The following is a 24,310-nucleotide window of genomic DNA, read 5'->3' as shown; positions in this document are numbered from 1 at the left end:
TCTAGTACGGCCCGTAGACCAATCAAGTAAGAGTATATTGGGATAAATTACCACAATCCTCTGCCCAATAACAAATTCTATAATACTATTTTTCTATATTGAACCTCTTTTAATAGGCCAAAATACCCATTTTTAAACTATGAATCGTGAGGTAAAATAGTCACTAACCTTAGTGGAAACATATGGGTCATATTACTTTTATAAGGGGGTCTGAATTCAGATCGTTTGCATCATTGATAGAGCGCAGGCACAGCACTAACCATTTCAAAAGGGAGGTTGCAGCTTGAAATTACATACGATACGTCGAAAATTAGCGGGAATCCTTAGCATCGCCATGGTAGCCGCCATGCTATTCCCGGCCCCATCACACACTTATGCGCAAGAGATTACTTCGAAAGAACAGGTTACACCAAAGGTCAATTCCAACCTGTCTCCACAGCTCCAACTTCCTGGTCAACCCGAATCACCAACCAAAACAGGCAACAACTTTGTTCCTCAGTCCGACAGCAATAAGCCGATAACTGTCATCGTCGAATTAAACACAGAGCCCGTAGCCTTGTCCCAAGCGGAGCAAGGGCAAAGCTCTGCTCCATCTGTTGCCGATCAAGAACAGAAAATTAAACTCGAGCAAAACACCTTTAAATTGCAAGCCCGGATAAGCTCGAAAGCGGTAATCCGCCGTGAATATACGGCCGCACTCAATGGATATTCCGTGAGCATTCCAGCTAATGAAGTGGATCGCTTAGCGAAGCTTCCTAACGTGAAAGCCATCTATCCAAACTTGGAATATAATATACCTGTTGACGACGGGAGTGTATTCAAGCCACTCATGGATGTAAGCGCTCCCTATATTGGTACGAATGTATTATGGGACATCGGCGTCACGGGTGCTGGCATTAAGGTTGGAGTGTTAGACACAGGTGTCGATTATAACCATCCTAGCTTAAAGGATGCCTTTAAGGGTGGTTGGGACTTCGTTGATAACGACAGTGATCCGATGGAAACCCGCCCTGATCTTTCGAAGCTGCCTAGAAACGGAAAACCATACCATACATCACATGGAACTCATGTAGCCGGCACGATTGTGGGCCGTGGCGACCCTAACAATCCGAACGGAAAGACTGGATGGGTCAGAGGCATCGCTCCTGGCGCTGACTTATATGCATACCGGGTACTGGGACCTTACGGCAGTGGATATACAGAGAATATTATTGCTGGTATTGATAAAGCAATTAAAGATAAGATGGACGTCATCAACCTGTCGCTAGGCGGAACATTCAACAACGCTTATACGGCTGATTCAGTGGCCGTCAACAATGCAGTACGCGCTGGTGTAACCGTTGTAATGGCAGCAGGCAACGAAGGTCCTAATTCTGGAACGCTTGGCTCGCCTGGCGGAGCTCACCTTCCAATATCCGTAGGAGCTTCTACACCTCCAATGATTACACCTTTCTTCCAGGCTCCAGGCATTCAACAATTGCTGTACGCCAAACTGTCTACGCATGCACCAGAAATCACTAATAAGAACACATCATTCGAGGCGGTATATGCCAACCTCGGCAAGCCTGAGGACTACAAATATATCAAAGCATCCGGCAAGCTTGTGCTCGTCTCGCGCGGCGATATTAGTTTCCGGGACAAAGCAATAAATGCAGCCAAGGCTGGAGCTGCAGCGCTTATCATTTTCAACAACGAACCTGGGGAGCTGGGAGCAACTCTTGAATTACCAGATCAATACGTTCCTACCTACACCCTCTCACAAGCTGCGGGTCAAGCACTAAAGAGAAACATTGATAAAGGGATAGCCACGGTTACCTTTGATACCGTACCAGAGGAGGATCTATTAGCGGACTTCAGCTCCCGCGGGCCTCTTCTTCCGGACTATATGATTAAACCAGACATCACTGCTCCAGGTGTTGCGATACGTTCTTCCGTACCAGCGTGGGATGGAGACTATGCGTCGAAAGGCTACGAAGCTAATAATGGTACAAGTATGGCCGCCCCACACATCGCTGGCGCCGCTGCCCTGCTGCTGGAGAAGTATCATCACAAGATAGAAACAGACGAACTGAAAGCTCTCTTGATGAATAACGCTAAAACCATAGAAGACCGCGATCATAAATTATACTCCGTAACCGAACAGGGCGCTGGACGAGTGGATCTCAATCAAGTTATTCAAGCTACAGCCATTGCTCTCGTTGAAGCAACAACCAATGCAACAAGCGATGGCCAAAGTATCCCGTATGAGACAGGGAGTGTATCTTTTGGATTGGTTCCAGAAGGCACCCACTCCAAAGAAATTGTCGTTAAGGATATTGCAAATACGAATCAAACCTATACAATCAGCAGCTCCTGGAGCGGAACAAGCAAAGGTATCAACCTGCAGTTCACCTCGAATACGGTAACTGTACCTGCAAATGGTTCAGGAAGCCTAGGGATTAAGGTAACGGTTCCAGAAAATACTACCGGCAGCTATGAAGGCAGCATCATCTTAACTGAGCAAACAACCCATCACCAGCTGCACCTTCCTGTCAGCCTGTTTGTTGGGGATAACTATGGAATTGCACCAATTACAAACCTTACTGCGGATCCTATGTACTTCTCACCAGGCGGCAAATTTTCTCCTGCTCAGACAGCAGATGCTTATTTCGATGTAACAACAGAACTGGCTGATTTCAAGATTTCAGTAACAGACGCGGTATATGGAACATACATGGGCGATTTTTATGACAGCCAAGGCAAACTTCACAAGCCGGGTGTCTATGGATATCGGAATTGGAATGGAACGGTATGGAAAGGCGGGAAAGCTGTCTCCTTGCCGGATGGGCGGTACGAGTTCACTCCATCTATCAACGATAAGAAGCTTGAAGACCAGAAATCATTTTTCGTTATTGATCGCGAAGCACCGGAATTTACTCTGGATGATCCCCCTCTTATCAGGAACCAAGAGAATCCAGGCACGGGATTTATCCGAGGGGAAATTACGAAGGACTTATTCAAAGATTTATTCCCTGACAAGATTAATGAATATATTACCACAGTTGCATTTGATCAATTGGACAAGCAGCATATCGGCAAGATGAACAGTGACGGAACATTTGCAATTGAGGTTCCGTTGAATCCAGGCAGCAATGAATTCATTCTAATGATATATGACGCTGCAAAAAATGGTTTTGGGTATATTGCTGAGCGTATCGTGTTCGACAATAAAGATATCGTCTATGCGGGAAGCAGCAGCTCTAAAGTGCCGACTAGAAATCCATTTGACGTCAAGATCAATTATTCCGTTACAGAAGCTGTATACTCTGCTTCATTCAGTCTTACTTATGACAGCCAGGTAACGTTGTTGGGTGTGGAACCAAGCGTTACGATGGCTACTTATCAAGATAAGCACTATCCAGGTACGCCTCTGATCATTAAAGAGGATAGAGTTGAAGAACCTGGAGGCAAGATCAGATTGAATTACAGCGTCAGCCTAAGTGGGGGGGCGTCTGAGAAAGAGGGCGATATTGCAACGCTCGTCTTCTCTGGCAATCAAGAAGGAACTTATGAGTTTAACCTTGAAAATGTGCAGCTGTATAATGAGAACAACGAATTAATTCCAATAGACAAGGTCTTATCTTCTAAGATAGAAATCGCCAATCCATCCGAGCCGAATCCAGGGCCTGGGCCGGATCCAGGACCAGATCCAAGTCCAGGGCCAGCTCCGACTCCAGGGCCAACGCCGCCAGTTTCATCTTCTTTATCAGGGGGTTCTGCATCTTCAACTGCGCCTGTTCAGGTTCCATCAGGCAAGCAACTGAAGGCGGGATTACTGACGGAGACGAAGAAGGATGGAGTTGCAAACGCGGTGTTCGCGATAAATGCAGATGCCGTGAAAAAGCTGCTGCAGGACAAAGACGCCAAGCAAGTTCGACTCGATATTAGCGATGTTAATATGAAGGGATACGGTGAAGTTGCGTTCACGCTGGACAAGTCGACTGCGAAGCAGCTACAGGAATCAGGCAAGGACTTGCTTCTATCTGGAACAGATTTTGACATTGTCATCCCGAATAAATCGGCAGCTGATCTTATCGGCTCAAACGGACTTGAGCTTGTGCTTTCCCTGTCTGACCACAAGGATAAAGGGTTCGCGAAAGAGCGCGGCGAAGCTACCTACACCTCTCCAAAGCTCACCATCCGCGGCCCTAAAGATGCGAAGAGTGTGACGCTTGGAATTACACTCAAGCTGACAGATGCCGCGAAGGATATTCGCAGGGCAGGTGTCTATGCACTCGCGCAAGATACGGTTAACTCTTGGAAATACACATTGGCAGGAACACAAGCGGCCGACAAAAAATCGGTCACGTTCGAAGCAACTCAATACGGTACCTACACCATCGCAGAGCATGTAAGACCATTTAGCGATATTGCTGCACATTGGGCGAAGGATGAAATCGAAGTAATCGCCGCCCATGATCTGCTGCATGGTAAAGACAGCTTAGACACGTTCAAACCGAACGATGTCATTACTCAGGCTGAATTCGTCTCCTTGCTTGATCGCTTGACGAACAGCGGCAAGACATGGGAGCAGCGAATTGCTGAGCCTGGGGCACGGAATCCAATCACACGCGAGAAGCTGGTCGTCTTGCTAGCGCAAGCACTGCAGGCCGATCTCTCCCAAGCGAATGCATCACTTGGGTTCAAGGATGAGTCTCGTATTTCACAAGATGCGAAGGCTGCCGTTGCATATGCAGTCAGCAAAGGGCTCATCAAAGGTTCTGATGACAATACGTTCAATCCGACTGGAACTTCCACTCGTGCACAAGCAGCTATCATTTTGTATCGTGTACTGAATCAGCAGTAAGCTTAGCGCCCCAAACTCAAGAAGCAGAATTCCTACGCACTTCACGGAGGATTCTGCTTCTTTTTTTCATAGAATTAATCATTATCAGTCCATCCTGCCGCTACTGCTCAATAAGCAGGGCAAGTTAGATAATCAACCAATAAGCCCCGTCCAATATCCATTTACCGAGGCAGCCATATCCGAAATGTACTGCCCTCGCCTATTCGGCTAACAACGTCTATCGTTCCACCATGCGCTTCAACGATCGATCTCGTAATAGCCAGACCTAGTCCGGAACCTCCACTTTTGCGATTCCGCGAAGATTCGCTGCGATAGAATCGATCGAACAGATAAGGAAGATGCTCAGGAGCAATACCCAACCCATTGTCAGAGACGGATAGCTGAACTCCATTCTTATTTTTCATACCCTCGACGTGAATGTGCCCTAGTTCTTCATCCGTATGTTGAACCGCATTATGCACCAGATTGAGCACAACCTGCTTCATCTTATCGGGATCTTGCTTGCATAACAGCTGAGGCTCTAGCGTAATCGTCACCGTTCTCTTTCCTGCCAGCATTACTAGCTGCGGTTCCATGCTACGAATGATTCCATCTAGAGATCCTTCGATCAGTTCAATGGAGGGCGCCCCATCTCGATCCAGCTTCGCCAGCAGAAGCAAATCATGAATCAGCTTACTTAGTCGCTCCGACTCGCTATGCATGCTTGTTAATGCCTTATGCAGCTGTTCGGGATGCTGGGCCGCCCCGCGAAGCAGAACCTCTAGAAATCCATGGATCGAAGTCAACGGTGTACGAAGCTCATGGGATGCATCGGCAACGAAGCGTCGCATCTGCTCCTTCATCTCCCGTTCCGCGTCGAAGGAAGTCTCTAGCCTCTCCAGCATGCTATTGAAAGAATCGGCTAGACGATCCACCTCAGATTGTCCCTGCGCGGTGGAGAAGCGCCTATCCAGATTGCCTGCATCGATTTGTTCAGCTGTACTCACCATTGCAGACAGCGGTCGCAGCGTCCTTCGGATGACTGGAAGCAGCACAATTACCCCTAGTAACATCGCTATAGCAGCTATCATGAGAAAAGTAAGCGTCTGCCCCATGAGCAAGTCGTTAAGCGGAGCCGTTGGCGCACTAATCTGCACCGTCCCTATTTCCCTGCCAGGAGCTGATAAGACGGGATGCAGTACAACCAACTGTTCTTTTCCGTTCGAATCATTTGCAATGTGGTAGGATGGATTGCCCAGAGGAGCCCTTCTTGCCTTCTTATACTCCTCAGCATTCAATTGTACGGTGGCAAGTTCACCTTGCCCATTCGGCAGTGAATGATAGTCCCCTGCTTGATCAATGAAGGCCACATGGGTATCCGGCATAAGCAGCATCGGCATTGAGGGTTCGGGTACACGCTGTCCCGACTGTTCAAGCTGACGATGATACTGTCCCACCCGCTTCCAGACGAATCCAGGAATGCTCATTGCATGACTTTGAAGACTCGCTGCTTTATTCTGATACACAACCTCGCGCATAAATATATACTGCAGCATGCCGACGATCACCAGCAAGATAGCAATGACAAGCAAAGAACGATACAGCAATTGGGTACGTAGTGAATACAAGTTTACGATCCTCTTTAGACCGGAACGCCATCGATTCCTCATGGGATATCTACCCGATAACCAGCTCCACGCAACGTTCTAATTAACTGATGTTCCTTGTCGTTCAACTTTTCCCGCAAAGATCGGATATATACCTCGACAATATTGTCCTCTCCCCCAAAGTCATAACCCCATACCCGATCCAAGATGACAGACTTGCTCAATACCACGCCACGATTCAGCACGAGGAACTTGAGCAGATCATACTCCGTTGGCGAGAGCGCCAGCACACTGCCGCTATACTTCATTTCCTTGCGCTTGTCATCGATCACGAATGGCCCTATCTGCACATCCCCGAACATCGTCGGGAACTGATTGCGAATCCGTGCTTGAATTCGTGCCAATAGCTCAGCGAAGCTGAATGGCTTGACCATGTAATCGTCTGCCCCCAGATTCAACCCCTTCACACGGTCATCCACCTCATCCTTCGCCGTAAGCATAATAACCGCCACATCTTCTGACTTCTTCAGCATACGGCACACTTCATATCCGTCCATCCCCGGCATCATCACATCCAATATAACGACATGAGGCTGGAACTCGGTAAATCGGGCTACGGCAGTTACGCCATCCTGTGCAGCCTGCACATCAAACCCCTCATTTACCAAGCCCAGCTCAAGAAATTGTAAAATATTCGGCTCATCATCTACGATGAGAATTCGAATCCCTCTGCTCCGATACATCCACGCCTCTCCCTCACTGCTGCGATATATTCCCTGTTCCTTCTATTATCCTATTATTAGCTGAAATGCAGCTGAGCGTTCGCTTAAAATTTATTGAGGCTGCGCGAATGCATGGAGTCCATTCACTACTACGATAAATCGATCAAGTGAATTTAGCGAATATCCTTCTGGATATTCCTATACCATTCGATCGTTTCGTCTATTCCTGCCGACAAACTATACTGAGGCTGCCATCGCAATTCCTGCTTCAAGCGCCCAGCATGAGCGCCAACATACAAGGGTTCATCTACGGGATCAGGGAGTGCCCCGAATCGAAGCAAACGTTCACGCCCCAACTTCTTGGCAATCATCAGGGCGATCTGCTTCACCTGAACCGGCTTCCCTGAACCGATATTCAATGCGCCCTCCACCTTGCTGAAGAGAAAAGACACCAGCGCATCCGCCACATCCTTGACATACAGAAAGTCGCGATACTGCTTGCCGTGTGAGCAGGCTGCCTCCCGTTCGGCCAACAGCGAGCGAATAATCGAAGATACGAGACGGTTCCCTTGCTCATAAGGGCCATATAAATGAAAAATACGTGCCCAGCCGCTGCTTATCCCTCGTTGTTCCGTAAAAGACACCAGCCAAGCACGCAGCGAATTTTTGCATACCGCATATAAAGTCTTCTCCGATAATGGAGAATTGACCTCTGACAATAATCCCGGTGTCCATTCATATTCAGCACAAGAGCCAGCAACGATTAATCTTTGTCCTCCACTTTGAATAAAATGATCAATAAGCGTCTTGCTGGATTGCATCCAGTTATAGTTGCTCAGAGAAGTATAGCATTGCGGCGGAATAGCATCCCAGGCAAGGTGAATAAGGTGTGTCGGTCTTACCTGTTCGATAAGGGCCTTCACTTCTTCCTCATCCCACAAATCTATCTGATGCCACGTACAGAAGAGATCCGCTCTATGCGCTCTCCGATATATAGCATGGACGTCGTACCCTTCCTGGAGCAAGATCTGAACGACGAAGCTGCCGATCCACCCACTGCCGCCTGTAACCAGTATTTTATCCATCCTTCACACCACTTCAATCTCTGGAACAAAGATGACAAACTTACCGCCCCATTCTCGGATATAAGCGCACTGCTCCATAATCTCTTCTTTCAAATTCCAAGGCAGTATAAGCACATAATCTGGACGTACTCGCTTCAGCTCCTCAGGACTGCGAATAGGAATTCGCGAACCAGGCAAATACAGCCCCTGCTTATATGGATTCTGATCCACAGTAAATGGAAGCCATGCCGTGTGGAACCCGCAATAATTAAGCAGCGTATTGCCCTTCGCCGGTGCCCCATAACCTGCCACCAGCTTGCCTTGATTGCGAGCTTCCATCATGAATCGGATAATATCCTCCCGCATCTGTTCTACCTGCTGGGCGAACGCGGTGTATGCCCGCCAGTCGTGCAGTCCGTTCTGCCGTTCCTGTTCCAGAACCTTCTGCACAGCTGCTGCAGCCAATCTGTCCTTGTCCTCATGCATGACATACAAGCGCAATGACCCCCCATGTGTAGAAAGTTCTTCTACATCTGTTACTTGGAGTCCGTGCATGGAGAATAGCTGCTGAGCCGAGAACAGGGAGAAGTAAGAAAAGTGCTCATGATAAATCGTATCGAACTGCTTATATCGAATAAGATTGAGTACATGCGGAAATTCAATCGTAATGGTACCTTCCGGATGGAGCAGCCGCTTCAGACCAGCGACAAAATCCTGCACGTCCGGAACGTGAGCCAGCACATTGTTCGCTACGATTAGATTCCCGCTAATCCCCTCGTCCTTAACGAGCTCTTCCGCCAGCCGTTGTCCGAAAAACTCTGCCTTCGTCGGAATTCCCTTATCCCTCGCAAGTTGAGCCACATTGCTTGCTGGTTCTATCCCCAGTGTTCGTATACCCTGCTGATGGAAATACTGCAGTAAATAACCGTCATTGCTCGCAATCTCGATGACCAGTGAATCGCCGTTCAGTCGAAATCTGCGAATCGCCATGTCTGTATATTGTTCTGCATGCTTCAGCCAACTCGTAGAATAGGAGCTTAAATATAAGTAATGCTTGAATATACTAGCCGGGCTCGCGAACTGATCAAGCTGTACGAGACAACAAGTATCACATACATACGAATGGAGCGGATAATAGGGTTCGGCATCTCCCAATTCCTCTGGTGTTTGGAAGGCATTTGCAAGTGGAGATTGTCCTAAATCGACAAAGGTATGCACAAGCTGTGTACCGCATATCCGACAATGTGAGTTCATTTGCCTTCTCTCCCTCCTTCTCTGCGAACATAGTCGACGATCTGCCGCTCTGATAGCACTCTAGCGTTCATTCCTGCACGATACTGCTGATGCCAGGAGATCGTCCATGCTACAGCCTCCTTGATAGACAACTTCGGATGCCAGTTTAATAGCTGTGCAGCCTTGTTGCTATCCAGAGATAGTCTAGGAGCTTCATAGCGAGAGGCTACTTGTTCTAGCACCACTTGTATGTCTACCTGCCAGATCTCTGCTGCCATTTGAATGATATCTTGAACGGTTGTGTCTGGCTGTTCCAGCGGCCCGAAGTTCCATCCATCTGCGTACTGCGGATGATCCCACAGCTTCTCCGCGAGAAGAAGATAACCGTGCACGGGTTCCAACACATGCTGCCACGGTCGTACCGCGTTCGGGTTCCGAACAAGTAGTGGTTCAGAGGCGGAACAAGTTCTTATTACATCCGGCAGAAGACGAGATTCTGTCCAATCCCCGCCGCCAATGACGTTACCTGCCCGAACGGACGCCATTCTAGGCCCTTGACCATCCTCGCTGCGAAAATAGGAATCTCGATAGCTTGCTGCAATGATTTCGGCACAAGCCTTACTAGCACTATAAGGATCATGACCGCCTAGCGGATCTTCTTCGCGAAATGGAAGCACCGATTCCCCTGTATTGCGATAGCACTTGTCGCTCGTTACATTGACTACAGCACGAACGCTAGCTGTATGACGAACCGCCTCCAGCAGATACACCGTTCCCATTGCATTCGTGTGAAAGGTGCTTACCGGATGTTCATAGGACGCTTGTACGAGCGGCTGTGCAGCCAAATGGAACACAATCTCCGGCTCGTGCTCCGACATCACCTTCAGCAGAGCTGAATAATCATTCACATCATCGATAACGGAGTGCACACACACTGCTTGAATATCGGCAGCATCATACAGATTCGGCTTCGTACTCGGTGGTAAGGCGTATCCAACAACCTCCGCACCCATCAAGGACAGCCATATCGTCAACCAGGATCCCTTGAAGCCCGTATGTCCCGTAACAAGAACCTTCTTTCCCTGCCAAAAAGCTTCATTGATCATGCCTGCCACACCTTCCACGGCGCTTGTCCCCGTTCCCACAAGTCCACCAATTTCTTCTTATCCCGCATTGTGTCCATCGGGTGCCAGAAGCCATGATGCTCATAAGCCATAAGCTGCCGCTGGCGTGCTAGTTCGGTTAAGACATCCGTCTCCCATACGGCAGCATCATCTAGAATATATGGGAACACGTCAGGCTCCAATACAAAGAAGCCTCCATTTATCCAGCCGCCATCCCCTGCAGGCTTCTCTGTAAAATCAATGACCTGCTGCTGCGCCAAGGCAAGCGAACCGAATCTCCCTGGAGGTTGAACTGCCGTTACTGTCGCATATTTGCCATGGGATTGATGATACGCAATCAATTCAGCAATATTTACATTACTAACGCCATCTCCATAGGTGAGGCAAAAGGTAGAGTCGCCAACATACGCTTGAACTCGCTTAATCCGTCCTCCCGTTTCTGTCCCCTCACCAGTATCGATTAGTGTAACCTTCCACGGAACAGTATTGTCCCCATGATAGTCAACAGTGTTACTACCCATATCTAACGTGAAATCCGTATGCCGCATATAGTAATGGATGAAATATTCTTTGATGGCGTGCCCCTTGTACCCCAGACAAATGATAAACTCACGAATTCCATAATGGCTGTACAGCTTCATAATGTGCCACAGTATCGGCTGGGGGCCAATCTCGATCATCGGCTTCGGCTTGACCTGCGTCTCCTCACCAATTCTCGTTCCGTATCCGCCTGCAAGTATGACCGCCTTCATACAGCTCACCTCCATAGACGCTGATAAACAGGATGACGACTTAAATCGGTCGCTTGGTTCACATAACTGTTATATCTCCGCTCTAATTCTTCGCGGGTAACGAGATGCTGTAGCCCCATGCTTCGATAAATACTGCCTTCTGAAAGGGTTGGCCCAATCTGTAACTTTCGAAGCCGTGTTTCCTCTGTCCATGGGCTATAGAAAAACTTGATAACAATGGCCGGATACGGATTATCATTGAAGGGGTAATCGATAAACGGATGGGAAGAGAAGTGTCTTCCTGGAGCATAATTACCCCGAGAGTACTTATGAATGAATCGGCCGGTATCAGGCAAAATAAAACCATGGTGGCGCTGCTCTACTAAAGGCTTGGCTGGATCCGGCTCATCATAGCCGTAGTTAGGGTCATCAACTAGCATAATCGTACGAATAGAATACATACTGCTGCCCATCTCATCCAGCGAAGAAAAGAACTTATTCTTATCAGGGAAGCATAAAAATTCCGTTGTATTCAACGCCATTTTCCAGCCCATGCACTCTTCCTCGATTTCCATGACCTCTATATCAACCTGTTCTGCGTCAAATGTAGGGACTTTGGAATCTCGAACCTCCCAATGGGGAACCAATTGTCGGCAAATTTCAACAGAGCGATCCGTCGACCCTCGATTGATGAGAATTCCATGATCAAAAAGTGAAGCATGATGCTTCAACCACCATGGCAGCAAATATTCCTCATTGTAGAAGTGAGAGATTACAGTTCTCATGTTTCCATACCTCCTTTTCCTATTACTATATGAATCTCAAATAATAGAAGCCTCTCATAATCGTTCCTACATACATACCTTTTTTCATCGCCATTGTCCGGTTCTGCTTCTTCCATCAACGCTAATACGATAAAAAAGGCGGCCCTTGGTTGGGCCACCTCTGAATCATTCCGTATGCAACTAGTTCCCTGCTTATTGTGTAAGGCTATATTAAGAATTGCTTTCCAGTATTTCTCGCAGTACTGGCTCCAGTCCATCTGCCATCTGCACAAACCCTAGATCGGTAGGATGAGTGCCGTCCACGAAGCATTCAAGAGCATGCTGTGGAAGAAGCTGTTCACCATCACAGAAGTAGATAAGACGATCCCCTGCTTGCCGCAAGGATTCCACTAACGTCATCTGCATGTGCTTGCGCACTTGATGCAGTCTGGAGTCCTCCTCATCGAAGCGTGTAAAGGAGAATGCAAGTCTCGATAATATAAGAATCGGAACTTCTGGATGCGCTTCACGATAAATCCTTACGAATTGCGGCAGTGTCTCCGCATATCGTTCTGGAGAGACGCTGTTCGCTTCGTAGTCCAGAATAAGACAAGCTGGATCGGATATAGATGCAATAATATGAGCTAGCTCGGCCTCTCCTTTTCCATGGCCAGAGAAGCCTAAGTTAATGAATTCACGATTGATTCTTCGACTAAGAATGTTCGTGTAACACATTCCAGGACGCATGGCGCATGCCCCTTGGGTGATGGAGGTTCCGTAAACAATAACCTTGCCTGGATCCTCATAGGCAGGCGGGGACTCCACGATGGCATCCCTTTTCAACCCGACCATAATCTCCTCTACCCCTTGATACAGCGGGAAGTTCAGAACGACAAGCCTTTTCTGTGCTTCATCTCGGAAAAATAGGACAGACTCATACTCAGAATCTCTAGGATTCCATCCTGCCGTCGTACTTCGGTAGTGGAGATGTCCATCCGCTTCCACATAGCAATCGAAGCCGCACTGCCCCGTCGCCGACATATGATACATGTCGTGTGGGCCAGATAACTTCACCCGCAGAAACAGCTTCGAAGAGTCCGTCACGAAGCGGATCTGACCACCTGCTGTATGATCCGCCAGCCAGTCGACTCCCTCTGGAATTTTGTGTTCTGGCGATACGGGGAGCCGTCGATATTTCCCCTCCGTAGACAGCCAGTGTAATCCAGCAATTGCGAACGGCGCTTCAAGCGGCGAATACCAGATCACATCGGATGTATTCGTCCTCTGCTGCTCCACCGTTAACTCTGCTTCCTTCACTTGTACATCTTGATATTCCGAATCCATTTGCAAGCTCCTCTCGAATGGTGTGCTTACCCAAACAGACACTTACTCACTGGATTAATTCTCCATAGTATATTCCTACTCCTCTTCACTTCTTACATAATTTCGATTGGGAGGGGGAATGTATGAAGAGTATTAATTTTGAAGACACAGGAGGAACAAGGTTATGTCCCGAAGAAGTCGTCGAAAGTTGCTTGTTACAGGTGCCGAGAACAGTGTCAATGCTTTTAAAGCCGAGGTCATGCGCCGCGAAGGATTTGCAGTAGATCCGAACCGGCCGAATGATGTCAAATATGAGGTAGCTAAGGAACTGGGTGTGCCGTTGCAAGAAGGGTACAATGGACAGTTGTCAACGGAAGATGCAGGTCGCGTTGGCGGACGAATCGGCGGCTCGATGGTGCGGGAGATGATTCGCCTTGCTCAGGAGAATTTAACGAAGCAGCAGGGGAAGTAAGATAAGATCTCTTTCTTGGCATGCCAGACATTATTTCATGCAATAATCATTCAGAAACGGTAGGAGTGTCTGCTTATGTGCTATGAGAGCATTATTATTGGTGGCGGCATTGCCGGGCTGCAAGCTGCCATTCAGCTGGGGAGATACCGACACCGCGTGCTGGTGATCGATAGTGGTTATGGCAGATCTACGATATGCCGTTCCTACCATAATGTGCTCGGATGGCCTGAGGGAGTGTCCGGTACTCAGCTTCGTCTTTTGGGTAAACGGCAGGCCACATCGTTAGGCATACATCTGCTTGAAGATACCGTGACGAGTCTCGCACCTAATGGCGAGCATGGCTTCACCGTGACGACAACAGAGAACGGCCTCTTCACAGCAAGTACACTCCTGCTCGCCACTGGAATCATGGATCGGCTTCCATCCTTGCCCAATCTCATGCCCTGCCTAGGCCTTACGGTGTATGTATGCCCTGATTGCGATGGTTATGAAGTGAGCGGTCGGCGAACCATTGTGCTCGGTTCTGGCTCTACCGGAGCTGATATGGCACTAACGCTATTGTATTGGACCCGTGACATCGTCTATGTGAATCACGAGCAGAAACCCTTGTCTGCTGATCAAATGCAACAATTGGACGCACAGAAAATTGAAGTAATTGATGCACAGATTGAAGAAGTAGTATGTAAGGAAGAAGGTGTCTTCCGTGGCGTGAGACTTTCCGATGGAAGGATCATCGATGGAGAGCGTGGATTTGTTGCCTTCGGAGGCAATGAGGTGAAGTCCTCCCTCGCAGAGCAGATTGGGATAGAGCGGCATGAAAATAAACACATTATGGTGGATCCACGTACGAAAATGACCAATGTCCCGAATGTATGGGCGGCAGGAGATGTATGTGTGCATTCGGAACAGGTTACGATTGCGATGGCGGAAGGTTCACAAGCTGCAATTTGGATGCATAAAGCAATCCTTCAGCAGGCTTCCCCTAAGGAAGGATCCTCATCATCTTAGATTGCTAACGCCTCCTTCCAGCATCCGGTTGCTGCAATTGAGCTTCACTGCTGCTATCCGATCCCCTACGAACTGCACCTACCAGCATGGTGGGTTATGGAAAACATATTGCTACATACGGTACAATAGAGGCACAGACATAGTGCGTTAAGGGGGTGCCTCTTATTACGAAAAAGAATCAAATCATGTCCAGATTGCTTGGTTTCACGGCTCTATTGTTTCTCCTTGCCGGGTTAGCCCTTATCCTATATCCGAAGTGGAATCAATACAACGAACAACAAAGAGAGCTTCGGCTCCTTACGGAGTGGGACAACTTGCCGCAAGACAGCATTCAAGTAACCTCCAAGATACAAACCGATTCAACCACACCAAAAAAACAGGAGCCTAAATCCATTGACGGTCTCCTTGTATATGGGGCAATATCGATCGACAAAATCGATCTGCGGGAACCTATGGTAGAAGAAGCCACACCTGCCTCTCTCAAGGTTGGAAGTGGAATCGTTGTCCCCGGCCGAATGCCGGGCGAGATCGGCAACTTTGTATTGGCGAGCCATCGTAGTCTGACATTCGGCAGACACTTCAATAGACTCAATGAGTTAAAACAAGGCGATAAAGTTCAATTAGAAACGTCGGATCAGACCTACACGTATACCGTGCAATCGAAATCCGTCGTGACCCCAGAAGATCTGTCCGTTCTCGATCAGAATCCAACGGATCGGGAGCTGACACTCATCACCTGTGATCCAATCGACACAGCCACACACCGGCTTATTGTGAAGGCTGTCATGGAGAAGACCCCATAACGCCGCATCAATCAAAGACGCCTCCAACACCACTGTTTCTGTGGGATTGAAGGCGTCTTTTTAACACGGCCTGCTAGCTTCGTGGCGTATAGAAGTTTTCCGTGTAGTAGACTTTCGATTTACCTCCGAAAAATACGCCTACACCCATTCGCGAATAATCTCCTAATATGTTGGCACGATGCCCTTCCGAGTTCATCCAGTTCTCATGAACGAAGATGGCACTCGTCTGGCCAGCGGCAATATTCTCTCCTGCGGACTTATATATGATTCCGTCTGCCTTTATTCGATCGAACGGCGACTTACCATCCGGATTATTATGATCGAAGAAGCTTCTTTCTCCCATATCACCGCTATGCTTGCGTGCTGTTCCTGCGATCTTATCGTTCCATTGCAGCGGCTTCTTGCCATTGCGTACGCGAACTGCGTTCGCTAGATCGAATATTTGCTGCTCGAAGCTTGTCCGCAATTGCTCGCTAGGCGTACCGAAGTAACCCTTGAACGACAACTCCACAGCTTCAGCAATGAATTGGACAGCTGTTACCGTGCCGCGCTGACTCACATCATAGAACACCGTCGCATAAACGTCGCCTACCTTGTGCATACTGTATGTTCCGCCGTTATCCTTGTAGTTATAGATGGTATTGCCTTTCTTAATTCGGCTGATGGAAGACCCGTAGGCTGCTGTAACTTCCTGCTTCGTCGAACCAAATCCAATGCTGCCATAATCAGCCTTAGCATTCGAGTATAGAGCTACAACTTTCTTGTTGAGCACACCGACCTGCACATACTGCTTATAATCCTTGTTATAGATGTACCACTCGAACCCGTACTCGCTTACGTCTTTGCGTGCTGGTTGTCCCAGTCGCTCGAAGAGCTGCTTCTCACTCATACCGAGCGAAATGCCCTGAACCTTGACTCCTGCCGCCTGTGGCACATTCAACAATTCTGATGCAGCAGTCCCGCTTCCGCTAGTTTCATCCGCTGCATAGAGAGTTGGCTGTGGCATGAACATGCCGAACAGCAATGCAGCACTAAGCCCTATTGCAATTCTTCGCTTGCTGCCTACCAATGATTGTTTTTCTTCTACTTGCCAGTTTGCGTTGTTGTCAGTCGTTTCCGTACAACGTGTCCGCATCCTTACCATCTCCCATTCTTTGACGTTATCCGCTCGAATGAGATGAACACCAGGGGCGCTTCTTGTATATACAAAAAAGCGCCACCCTAATGGCGGCGCACTTAAATAGACGCTCGTATTGTCGCAATTAGGGCAACCCGGCTGTCATCGCATTGTGTAAATGCATTAGACCCGTGGCTTTGCGTCCCCTGCTTTCGCGAGGGTTTGCCATTATCCAAATGTAACAGTTATATGTCTATGGTAACATGCAACAGAACTGCTTGTACACTCCTGAACGATTGTAATCTTCTGTATGTGGACAGAATAGTAGGCTAACCGCCAAGGAACTCTCCTTGGCGGTTCATATATCAACGCCTTACAAATAATCGTTTCCGAGCTATCCACATGAGTGCTGCGGCAGTAATGAGAATCATACCGACGATTGGCGATACAGGCGCTTCTTCACCAGTTTGCGGCAGCTTACCCCCCGCTTAGCATTCGGCTTCTTCGAATCCGTCTTGCCTCCTAGATCTGCATCATCAGGATTTCCTTCATCATCCTTGTCACCGTCTGGATTGCCCATGCCATGCTTCCACCCGGTTCCGTCGTATTTCCTGTATCGGGATCTGTCGTCTCACCAGGTACCGTAGGCTGATCAGGGTCAGTCGTCGTTAGGCGAGAGTCTACTTACACAATAATCCATGATTCTGAACAAAAACTGAAACATACGTGGTTCACTCTTTAAACGAATTTTAAACGAACGATCGACCTCTCCTTAATCTTCACCCTTTACGCTCAATAGACAGAGGCAAGTACGCTCTGAAGAACGGGAGGAATAGGAACGTTATGCGGCTCTATGAAATATTGCTAGCTTTCTCTTGCTTTGCATTATTGATAAGTACTCTATTTACACGCAAACTGCCCCGGCTAACCGGCATCGTAGCCAGTACAATCAGCATGTCCATTCTCACGCTGCACTTGTGGCAAGAGGGTTATCGATGGCAGATGTTCGGCGTGTACAGCCTAACTATCGTAGTAACGGGGAGTCTATGTTGGAAAAGTATACGGTCATCTAGCACGTTCAATCTGTGGAAATCTGTGCGCTATACTTTATTTGGCCTATCCTGCGTCGTAATCACATTGAACGTCTTGTTGTCGTCATACTTGCCTGTTTTTCAGCTGCCGAAACTGGAGGGACCCTATCAAGTAGGCACATTTACGATGTCGCTAACGGATGAAGGTCGAGAGGAGATCTATACAGAGAATGGTGGAGATAAACGTAAAATCCTTGTGCAATTCTGGTACCCCGCACAAGTAGATAATGTGCAGAAGACCGTACCTGTCTTTCCTGAGGATCCAAAGATGCTCACTGCCTATAAAAAGGGATTATCATCATTTATCAGGCTCCCTGAACCGATATTCGATTATTGGAAGTACATCCGCAGCAATGCCTATGAAGAAGCAGCAGTACAGCCTACTTCCGTTCCCTATCCATTAATAATCATCAATCATGGAATGGGGACAACCCGACTGCTTCATGTGTCTCAAGCCGAGCAGCTGGCCAGCCACGGTTATATTGTCGCTTCCATCGACCATCCGTACAGCACAGTAGCTACAGCGTTTCCAGATGGCATAAATACAGACTATCGAACTACTTTCAACATGGATAATTTCTATACGGTAGGCAAATCCATCGGAACGGTATGGACGGAAGATGTGAATTTCGTCATTCGCCAGTTGGATGGCTTGAATGCTGGTCACATGCCAAGCCCACTTACGGGCGCCATCGACATGGACAAGATTGGTGTCATGGGCCACTCCTTCGGGGGTGCGACCGCATTTAACGTCTTGAACACGAACCCCCGCGTCAAAGCGGCGGTTAATATGGATGGCTCTCTCTATGAATTAGACATCAATAGACTAGCCGACAAGCCCGCCCTGTTCCTGAAGGCTGATAAGTTCACCGAGATGAAGGAGCAGCAGCGTAAGGGGCTTATTACAGATACGAAGATGAGCAGCATCATTGCACAAGAGCTTGCCATAATGGAGAAAGTAAAGCAGCACGGTGGAAGCATCATTCAATTGGAAGGTGCGAAGCATTATAATTTCACCGACCTGCAGCTCTATTCGAATCTCCTGCAATACGCCGGTATTACAGGAACAATCGACGGGTACAGAGGGTCATCTGTCGTCAATCACTATGTTCTGGATTTCTTCAATAAGAACCTGAAGGGTACTGGCGGAGCGCTGATGAACAGCACCAGCAGTGAATATCCCGAAGTTACTTTTCGTTGACACACAATAGTAATGCTACTAGGCCGGGAAAGGCAGTCTTCCTTCCCTTCCCGGCCCCAGTCTAATGAAGATAAAAAATCAATTACAGGGTAAGGAATCGATTTAATCATAAGTAATATACCGACGGTTGGTATCTATTTGTGCAAAAAAAAGTTGTTCTACCCCTTACTTGAAATTCGGCGGACATTCCATCCATTGATACCTGCAACCACAATTCCGGAGCCGAGCAAGCTTAATCCCCATCCTGTCTGACCAAGCCCAAGTAGGACTCCTCCTACAGTCAGCAGCAGCAGTCCGATACCACCACTTATTATAGCACCTCTGTATGCCGCCTTCCGAGATGGATGTGCAGCTTGATAAGCCTGATTCATTGCTCTCTTGTAGGTGCTGTCAGACAGCCTCTTCGTAGATTCAAGCAGCCTCTTATTTCTCATATTCATGCGCTCCCCCTCTCCAAGTTCTTCCTCATCTTCATCACAGGTCCCTCTCATTCTCACTTTGCAATTCCTAAGTTAATGACTGCACTTGCTAAAGCACATACGCCAAACAGAACCGCCCAGCCTGCCCAAGTGCTTGTATCGCCACGCCGCTTGCTCAGCACGAGTCCGATGGTTCCCGCTATTAGAACCACACTCGCGATGACAGATCCAACGATAAATCCTACATGCATTTGCATTGTCATCTCCTCCTTCACTCTACATTCAGGAAAGCCCCCATGTTCTTGTATTGCTCCATCACTTTCTGAATCAAGCTGTCGCTGACAACATCCACGCCTAATTGCTTCATCATTAGCTGCAGAAATCGGAGACGTCGAACGGTTCCCTCGATGTCTCGCATAAACAGTACCGGGTTCATCCATACGTTCAACAGCAGCAAGAACACTTCTGCGCATTCATCGGGATATTCCGTCCTAATCGATCCATCTTCCATCCCTTGCTTCATAATAGAAGCAAGCTGCGTCGCATCCTGCAGAACGCAATCCTTGATCCCATTCACGACAAACTGTGGATTATGGATCTGTGAGCATAGGAGAGCATCAAGAGAGTGCGCATCGTGATCGACTGCAAGAGCTTCCAATAGGGAAATGAGCTTCTCGCGGGCATTCGCTGCTTGAGTACTCTGTATTAAGGTCTGGAACATGTCTGCTGTACGATCTGAGCGCTGGTTCATAACCGCCTCCAAAATCTCTTCCTTGGACATAAAGTGATGATAGATCGCTCCCTTGGACATTCCTACTTCATTAATAATGTCTTGAATACTCGTTTTGTCATAACCCTTTTCCATGAAGAGTTTTGCTGATACCGCCATAATCTGCTCCAGCGTCTGTTCTGGATATTTGTTTCTTGCCATACTGTTTCCTCCTCCATTTTAATACCGACCGTTGGTATCTATAATGATGATGTCACAATCAAACTCTTTCGTCAATAACGTAAGACGCTTCGCTATTCGATTGAACTTTTTTGCCTCCCACATTGGTGTGAACGCACATAAAAAAGGCAGACGCCCCTATTCCCACACAATTCAGTGGTTTTGGAGCGTCTTCGCCCTTCTTAAGGGACTGACTCATATGGTTGCTGCCCTTACAGAGTGGTTACTTATGGAATTGCATACACCGTACACAACTTATTCAATGATATAAAAAAGTGCTGTCCAAGCTACGATTTTAATGGAATCACATTTTTATCGATCTGTGCTTTAGAGGATTCCCCAATGAGTCCTAATCTCCACAATGCTGTCCCTTTCAACTGATGGCGCTTCGCAAGCCCAATTACACTGCTAATCGTCTTCTCGTTCTCGCTCCATGTCGAAATGCCTAATACCAGCTTCTCTTTCGATACTTCCTTCAAAGCAAGCGTAATGGCCTCATTCACTTTGTCCAATGGCTCCGGCACTTTCCCTCTCGTATATTCATACGCCATAATAATGAGATCATCCGCCACTGTTGCCAATGTCTTATAGTCATATCCTTGATAGGCTCCATTCAATGGATGAAGCGCAAGAGAGAGCTTGAGATCAGATGCCTTAGTCTTCTGGGCCAAACGTGTAACGAACTCATTAAAGTCCCGCTTTGCCTTCCCAATATCTCCAGACAAGCCCAACCCTTCAAAATCAAGCACGATGCCGGAGAAATTTTTGTCCGTTGCAAGCTGCACAATATCCGCAATCGCCTTATCGCGAAGCGCCGAATCCTCTAGCATTTTCGTCAGCTCGTTCTTCCGATCTGAAGCAAACACCATGAGATACGGACTAGTTCCTTCCTGCTTTGCCTGATCCACTATCCCCTCAGGTGTTATTTCTCCTGCAGCTTGGGGCCAATAGAAGTCTTTGCCGCTCGTTGTGATCGTTCCATCTTCTTGAAGCCTTGCCCAGCCAAATCCCACAGTATCAAATTGAGGGATATACTGGCGCTCGCCGAAAGCTTTTACCGCATAAAAGGCCATACTGTACATCTTCTTCGGCGGTGACTGCAAGGAGACGACTTTCGTTTTCTGATTCCAGGATACTTGTGCACCGAACTGCTTACTGAAAAAGCTGAGCGGAATATAGGTCGTTCCGGTACGGGCAAACGGCGCTGCACTCAACTGCACGGCCTGTCCATTCACTTTGGCTATCTTCTGGTTCAATTGCAGAACTACTACCTTCTTCCCATCTGCAGCCATTTGATTCGCCGTTACCGTCTTATCTTTCGCATTCCACAGCACTTCGATGCCGAGCGCTTCTGCGATTCCACGGAATGGAACCATCGTATTCCCCTGTACAATAATGGGCTCTGCCTGAAAATCTAGCGGATAGTTATCCAGCATAATCTTCGTCTTCATAGATTGACTGTTCCCAGCCGCCTCTGCGATGCCTGCTTGCTGCGGAAGTAGCAGCGTAGAGGTCAATAGCATAGACAACAGCGAACAGATAAGAAATCGCTTTTTCAAGAAAGCTCCCTCATTTCTTACAAGATTATGAGAGCGATTGCTCTATTATTCTCTCATTCGGATCTATTTTAACTTATTTCTCAATAGAATTCCTGCAATTCCTTAATGTTCCAGTTTATTCACAGGCCTGTCGCACCTCATCTGCAAATCAGTCTCTATTTACATCAAAGATATCTCAATGGGAATGATTCGCTGATCGCAAGAATACATATGAGATGTACAAGTTATTAACCACTGTACCAATTCCAAATAGAAGGAGTGATTGCATCTTGTCACAGATTCAGTTCAGTCCTAAGGTAGAAGCATTCTTGCAAGGTACGAAAAAGCTGTTCATCAATGGAGAATGGACAGAATCCGTGAAGAATAACGTATTCTCCTCTATGAATCCCGCAACTGGTGAAGTGCTGGCTGTTGTTGCCGAAGCGCAGGAAGAAGACGTCGACAGAGCCGTACAAGCTGCTCGCGATGCCTTCGATCATGGTGAATGGTCCCGCATGAGCGGGGCTGATCGCAGCCGCCTTATTTACAAGCTGGCAGACTTAATTGAATCGAATAAGCGAGAGCTTGCGGAGCTGGAAACGCTGGACAACGGCAAGCCGCTCCGTGAAACACTTGCTGCCGATCTTCCTCTCACCATCGAGCATTTCCGATACTATGCTGGCTGGGCAACCAAAAATGTTGGACAAACGATCCCGACGGCCGGCAATTTCCTCACCTATACGAGACATGAGCCTGTAGGTGTAGTAGGACAAATCATTCCGTGGAACTTCCCACTGCTGATGGCTGCTTGGAAGCTGGGCGCCGCGCTGGCCACTGGCTGTACGGTTGTCCTGAAGCCAGCTGAGCAGACGCCGCTGTCAGCACTCTATCTCGCACAGCTTATTCAGGAAGCCGGCTTCCCGCCGGGTGTCGTGAACGTCATTCCAGGCTTCGGCGAGACAGCTGGTGCTCCGCTTGTCCAGCATCCACATGTTGATAAGATTGCCTTCACAGGATCAACAGTAGTAGGCAAATCCATCATGCAGGAAGCTGCCCACTCCCTGAAGAAGGTTACCCTTGAACTTGGGGGCAAGTCGCCGAACATTATTCTTCCTGATGCTGATCTGTCCCGCGCAGTCCCTGGAGCGCTCAGCGGCATTACCTTCAACCAAGGGCAAGTGTGCTCAGCAGGCTCACGGCTGTACGTGCAGAAGAAGCTCTATGATAACGTTGTTGCTGACCTCGCTTCCAAGGCGAAGCGCATTCGTGTTGGAGCTGGCTTGGACTTAGACACGGAGATGGGGCCTCTCGTGTCCTCCGAGCAGCATGATGTCGTCCAGCGCTACATCGAAGCAGGCAGAGCAGCTGGCGCTGAATTGGTGACGGGCGGAAGCGTACCCTACAATCAAGGCTACTTCGTCGAGCCAACGGTGTTTGCACAGGTTGATCCGCAGATGACCATTGCTCGCGAAGAGATCTTCGGCCCAGTTATTGCAGCATTGCCGTATGATACGCTGGATGACTTGATTGAACAGGCTAACCAGTCCGACTACGGCCTTGCGTCTGGCGTATGGACACAGGACTTGAAGAGCGCCCACTATCTTGCAAGCAAGCTTAGAGCAGGAACCGTATGGATCAACTGCTACAACGTATTCGACGCAGCCGCTCCATTCGGTGGCTACAAGCAGTCAGGAATCGGACGTGAAATGGGCTCCTATGCGCTAGACAATTACACCGAAGTGAAGACGGTATGGGTGAATCTTGATTAATGCTGCATTTCTAACCCTTGGCATGACATGACAGTTATCCAGCTGCCAGCAGCTAAATAAGAAGGGAAGGCCGGTCTCTAGGAGTCGGTCTTTTTCCTACTGGTCTGACAAGCTGGGACGTCTCATTCTATTTCAGCAGTCGAATTCAGATTTTGTTCAGCCAAATATGATTGAATAGAACTAACGAGTACGACTATGACTGCTGGAGGAATGCGAACATGCTATTATCCATCATTCAACAAGAGGCACTTGAGCAGGCAAGACGACATGGAGGACGGCTCATTCGCTGGAGTGGAGGATGTTGGACATATGAGGGAGCTGCTATTTTAGAAGAAGATGATCATAGCAAAGCATTCCCCGAATGGCATTGCACCACCAATACGATCTTCGCCTTGGTACGGCGCGGTTACCTGTTGATGGAAGACTGGCGGAGCTGTACACTTGTTGAATCACTCCCAAGCTTGAAGTCTATTAATATGCGGGCTATTCTGGAACATAGGCACTTGAAATCGTAACACGGCTATTCACTACTTGTAGAATCAGCTTATAT

General features: G+C 48.1%; 22 protein-coding genes and 1 riboswitch. Of the genes, 7 read left to right on the top strand and 15 right to left on the bottom strand.

What is annotated here, in order from left to right; translation table 11 throughout:
• The first annotated feature begins 283 nt into the window (after positions 1-283).
• The gene (locus tag BLS15_RS29810; protein WP_090511785.1) at positions 284-4,846 is read left to right on the top strand and encodes a S8 family serine peptidase; all 4,563 of its coding nucleotides are present in this window, start codon (positions 284-286) and stop codon (positions 4,844-4,846) included.
• 161 nt (positions 4,847-5,007) lie between these two features.
• On the opposite strand, the gene BLS15_RS12515 is transcribed toward BLS15_RS29810, so the two are convergent.
• The 8 genes from BLS15_RS12515 to BLS15_RS12480 all read right to left on the bottom strand — a co-directional run bounded on the left by BLS15_RS12515 (position 5,008) and on the right by BLS15_RS12480 (position 13,414).
• Positions 5,008-6,495 (bottom strand): sensor histidine kinase, encoded by a 1,488-nt coding sequence (locus tag BLS15_RS12515; protein WP_028533494.1) that lies wholly within the window; start codon positions 6,493-6,495, stop codon positions 5,008-5,010.
• Positions 6,492-7,175, bottom strand: a complete 684-nt coding sequence (locus BLS15_RS12510) for a response regulator transcription factor (RefSeq protein WP_021252753.1) — start codon at positions 7,173-7,175, stop codon at positions 6,492-6,494. Before BLS15_RS12510 ends, BLS15_RS12515 begins: the two co-directional genes overlap by 4 nt.
• Before the next feature lie 152 nt (positions 7,176-7,327).
• Positions 7,328-8,239, bottom strand: a complete 912-nt coding sequence (locus BLS15_RS12505; protein ID WP_090511782.1) for an NAD-dependent epimerase/dehydratase family protein — start codon at positions 8,237-8,239, stop codon at positions 7,328-7,330.
• A 3-nt stretch (positions 8,240-8,242) separates the two neighbouring features.
• Positions 8,243-9,472, bottom strand: coding sequence for a class I SAM-dependent methyltransferase (locus BLS15_RS12500; protein ID WP_028533492.1), 1,230 nt, complete (start codon positions 9,470-9,472; stop codon positions 8,243-8,245).
• Positions 9,469-10,557, bottom strand: a complete 1,089-nt coding sequence (gene rfbG, locus BLS15_RS12495) for a CDP-glucose 4,6-dehydratase (RefSeq protein WP_036667605.1) — start codon at positions 10,555-10,557, stop codon at positions 9,469-9,471. The genes BLS15_RS12500 and rfbG overlap by 4 nt, the downstream gene beginning before the upstream one ends.
• Positions 10,554-11,327 (bottom strand): glucose-1-phosphate cytidylyltransferase, encoded by a 774-nt coding sequence (gene rfbF / locus BLS15_RS12490; protein ID WP_021252757.1) that lies wholly within the window; start codon positions 11,325-11,327, stop codon positions 10,554-10,556. Before rfbF ends, rfbG begins: the two co-directional genes overlap by 4 nt.
• Before the next feature lie 5 nt (positions 11,328-11,332).
• Complete coding sequence (locus BLS15_RS12485) at positions 11,333-12,091, bottom strand: glycosyltransferase family 2 protein (protein WP_021252758.1); 759 nt, start codon at positions 12,089-12,091, stop codon at positions 11,333-11,335.
• 210 nt (positions 12,092-12,301) lie between these two features.
• Complete coding sequence (locus BLS15_RS12480; RefSeq protein ID WP_021252759.1) at positions 12,302-13,414, bottom strand: SGNH/GDSL hydrolase family protein; 1,113 nt, start codon at positions 13,412-13,414, stop codon at positions 12,302-12,304.
• Between the two features lie 163 nt (positions 13,415-13,577).
• Here BLS15_RS12480 and BLS15_RS12475 point away from each other — a divergent pair, with 163 nt between their 5' ends.
• The 3 genes from BLS15_RS12475 to BLS15_RS12465 all read left to right on the top strand — a co-directional run bounded on the left by BLS15_RS12475 (position 13,578) and on the right by BLS15_RS12465 (position 15,676).
• Positions 13,578-13,865 (top strand): alpha/beta-type small acid-soluble spore protein, encoded by a 288-nt coding sequence (locus tag BLS15_RS12475; RefSeq protein ID WP_028533490.1) that lies wholly within the window; start codon positions 13,578-13,580, stop codon positions 13,863-13,865.
• A gap of 75 nt (positions 13,866-13,940) precedes the next feature.
• The gene (locus BLS15_RS12470; RefSeq protein ID WP_021252761.1) at positions 13,941-14,873 is read left to right on the top strand and encodes an NAD(P)/FAD-dependent oxidoreductase; all 933 of its coding nucleotides are present in this window, start codon (positions 13,941-13,943) and stop codon (positions 14,871-14,873) included.
• 185 nt (positions 14,874-15,058) lie between these two features.
• Positions 15,059-15,676, top strand: a complete 618-nt coding sequence (locus BLS15_RS12465; RefSeq protein WP_231515193.1) for a class D sortase — start codon at positions 15,059-15,061, stop codon at positions 15,674-15,676.
• Positions 15,677-15,749: 73 nt separating this feature from the next.
• On the opposite strand, the gene BLS15_RS12460 is transcribed toward BLS15_RS12465, so the two are convergent.
• The 3 genes from BLS15_RS12460 to BLS15_RS28975 all read right to left on the bottom strand — a co-directional run bounded on the left by BLS15_RS12460 (position 15,750) and on the right by BLS15_RS28975 (position 17,373).
• Positions 15,750-16,811, bottom strand: a complete 1,062-nt coding sequence (locus BLS15_RS12460) for a CAP domain-containing protein (RefSeq protein ID WP_021252763.1) — start codon at positions 16,809-16,811, stop codon at positions 15,750-15,752.
• Between the two features lie 128 nt (positions 16,812-16,939).
• Positions 16,940-17,030: riboswitch (cyclic di-GMP riboswitch) on the bottom strand.
• A gap of 128 nt (positions 17,031-17,158) precedes the next feature.
• A complete protein-coding gene (locus BLS15_RS29960; RefSeq protein WP_368087123.1) occupies positions 17,159-17,233 on the bottom strand; it encodes a hypothetical protein in 75 nt (24 codons plus the stop codon).
• The gene (locus BLS15_RS28975) at positions 17,221-17,373 is read right to left on the bottom strand and encodes a hypothetical protein (RefSeq protein ID WP_155987352.1); all 153 of its coding nucleotides are present in this window, start codon (positions 17,371-17,373) and stop codon (positions 17,221-17,223) included. The genes BLS15_RS29960 and BLS15_RS28975 overlap by 13 nt, the downstream gene beginning before the upstream one ends.
• 263 nt (positions 17,374-17,636) lie before the next feature.
• Between BLS15_RS28975 and BLS15_RS12450 the strand changes: the two genes are divergently transcribed.
• On the top strand, positions 17,637-19,085 hold the full coding sequence (locus BLS15_RS12450; protein ID WP_028533488.1) for an alpha/beta hydrolase family protein: 1,449 nt from the start codon (positions 17,637-17,639) through the stop codon (positions 19,083-19,085).
• Between the two features lie 158 nt (positions 19,086-19,243).
• Here the strand turns inward: BLS15_RS12450 and BLS15_RS12445 are convergent, their stop codons facing one another.
• From BLS15_RS12445 to BLS15_RS12430, 4 genes are all read right to left on the bottom strand, one after another.
• Entirely contained in the window at positions 19,244-19,525 is a 282-nt protein-coding gene (locus tag BLS15_RS12445; RefSeq protein ID WP_139170660.1) for a hypothetical protein, read from the bottom strand.
• Between the two features lie 53 nt (positions 19,526-19,578).
• On the bottom strand, positions 19,579-19,761 hold the full coding sequence (locus BLS15_RS12440; protein WP_021252766.1) for a hypothetical protein: 183 nt from the start codon (positions 19,759-19,761) through the stop codon (positions 19,579-19,581).
• Positions 19,762-19,775: 14 nt separating this feature from the next.
• Positions 19,776-20,435 carry a TetR/AcrR family transcriptional regulator gene (locus BLS15_RS12435; protein ID WP_021252767.1) on the bottom strand — a complete coding sequence of 220 codons (660 nt, stop codon included), beginning with the start codon at positions 20,433-20,435 and terminating at the stop codon, positions 19,776-19,778.
• Between the two features lie 305 nt (positions 20,436-20,740).
• A complete protein-coding gene (locus BLS15_RS12430) occupies positions 20,741-22,012 on the bottom strand; it encodes a stalk domain-containing protein (RefSeq protein ID WP_021252768.1) in 1,272 nt (423 codons plus the stop codon).
• A gap of 269 nt (positions 22,013-22,281) precedes the next feature.
• Between BLS15_RS12430 and BLS15_RS12425 the strand changes: the two genes are divergently transcribed.
• Together BLS15_RS12425 and BLS15_RS12420 are read left to right on the top strand one after the other, a co-directional pair.
• Positions 22,282-23,760, top strand: a complete 1,479-nt coding sequence (locus tag BLS15_RS12425) for an aldehyde dehydrogenase family protein (RefSeq protein WP_090511775.1) — start codon at positions 22,282-22,284, stop codon at positions 23,758-23,760.
• Between the two features lie 218 nt (positions 23,761-23,978).
• Complete coding sequence (locus BLS15_RS12420; RefSeq protein WP_021252770.1) at positions 23,979-24,275, top strand: hypothetical protein; 297 nt, start codon at positions 23,979-23,981, stop codon at positions 24,273-24,275.
• Positions 24,276-24,310 lie beyond the last annotated feature (35 nt).

The organism is Paenibacillus sp. cl6col (assembly GCF_900102125.1).
Taxonomy (GTDB): Bacteria; Bacillota; Bacilli; order Paenibacillales; family Paenibacillaceae; genus Paenibacillus_B; species Paenibacillus_B suaedae.
Note: the sequence above shows the minus strand (reverse complement) of the source record. Positions and strands in the feature narration are given on the sequence as shown.

Coding starts and splice junctions, on each gene's coding strand:
- BLS15_RS12515 (WP_028533494.1), bottom strand. CDS start 6,495: ATGAGGAATCGATGGCGTTCCGGTCTAAAGAGGATCGTAAACTTGTAT.
- BLS15_RS12510 (WP_021252753.1), bottom strand. CDS start 7,175: ATGTATCGGAGCAGAGGGATTCGAATTCTCATCGTAGATGATGAGCCG.
- BLS15_RS12505 (WP_090511782.1), bottom strand. CDS start 8,239: ATGGATAAAATACTGGTTACAGGCGGCAGTGGGTGGATCGGCAGCTTC.
- BLS15_RS12500 (WP_028533492.1), bottom strand. CDS start 9,472: ATGAACTCACATTGTCGGATATGCGGTACACAGCTTGTGCATACCTTT.
- rfbG (WP_036667605.1), bottom strand. CDS start 10,557: ATGATCAATGAAGCTTTTTGGCAGGGAAAGAAGGTTCTTGTTACGGGA.
- rfbF (WP_021252757.1), bottom strand. CDS start 11,327: ATGAAGGCGGTCATACTTGCAGGCGGATACGGAACGAGAATTGGTGAG.
- BLS15_RS12485 (WP_021252758.1), bottom strand. CDS start 12,091: ATGAGAACTGTAATCTCTCACTTCTACAATGAGGAATATTTGCTGCCA.
- BLS15_RS12480 (WP_021252759.1), bottom strand. CDS start 13,414: ATGGATTCGGAATATCAAGATGTACAAGTGAAGGAAGCAGAGTTAACG.
- BLS15_RS12475 (WP_028533490.1), top strand. CDS start 13,578: ATGTCCCGAAGAAGTCGTCGAAAGTTGCTTGTTACAGGTGCCGAGAAC.
- BLS15_RS12470 (WP_021252761.1), top strand. CDS start 13,941: ATGTGCTATGAGAGCATTATTATTGGTGGCGGCATTGCCGGGCTGCAA.
- BLS15_RS12465 (WP_231515193.1), top strand. CDS start 15,059: ATGTCCAGATTGCTTGGTTTCACGGCTCTATTGTTTCTCCTTGCCGGG.
- BLS15_RS12460 (WP_021252763.1), bottom strand. CDS start 16,811: ATGCGGACACGTTGTACGGAAACGACTGACAACAACGCAAACTGGCAA.
- BLS15_RS28975 (WP_155987352.1), bottom strand. CDS start 17,373: ATGGGCAATCCAGACGGTGACAAGGATGATGAAGGAAATCCTGATGAT.
- BLS15_RS12450 (WP_028533488.1), top strand. CDS start 17,637: ATGCGGCTCTATGAAATATTGCTAGCTTTCTCTTGCTTTGCATTATTG.
- BLS15_RS12445 (WP_139170660.1), bottom strand. CDS start 19,525: ATGAATATGAGAAATAAGAGGCTGCTTGAATCTACGAAGAGGCTGTCT.
- BLS15_RS12440 (WP_021252766.1), bottom strand. CDS start 19,761: ATGCAAATGCATGTAGGATTTATCGTTGGATCTGTCATCGCGAGTGTG.
- BLS15_RS12435 (WP_021252767.1), bottom strand. CDS start 20,435: ATGGCAAGAAACAAATATCCAGAACAGACGCTGGAGCAGATTATGGCG.
- BLS15_RS12420 (WP_021252770.1), top strand. CDS start 23,979: ATGCTATTATCCATCATTCAACAAGAGGCACTTGAGCAGGCAAGACGA.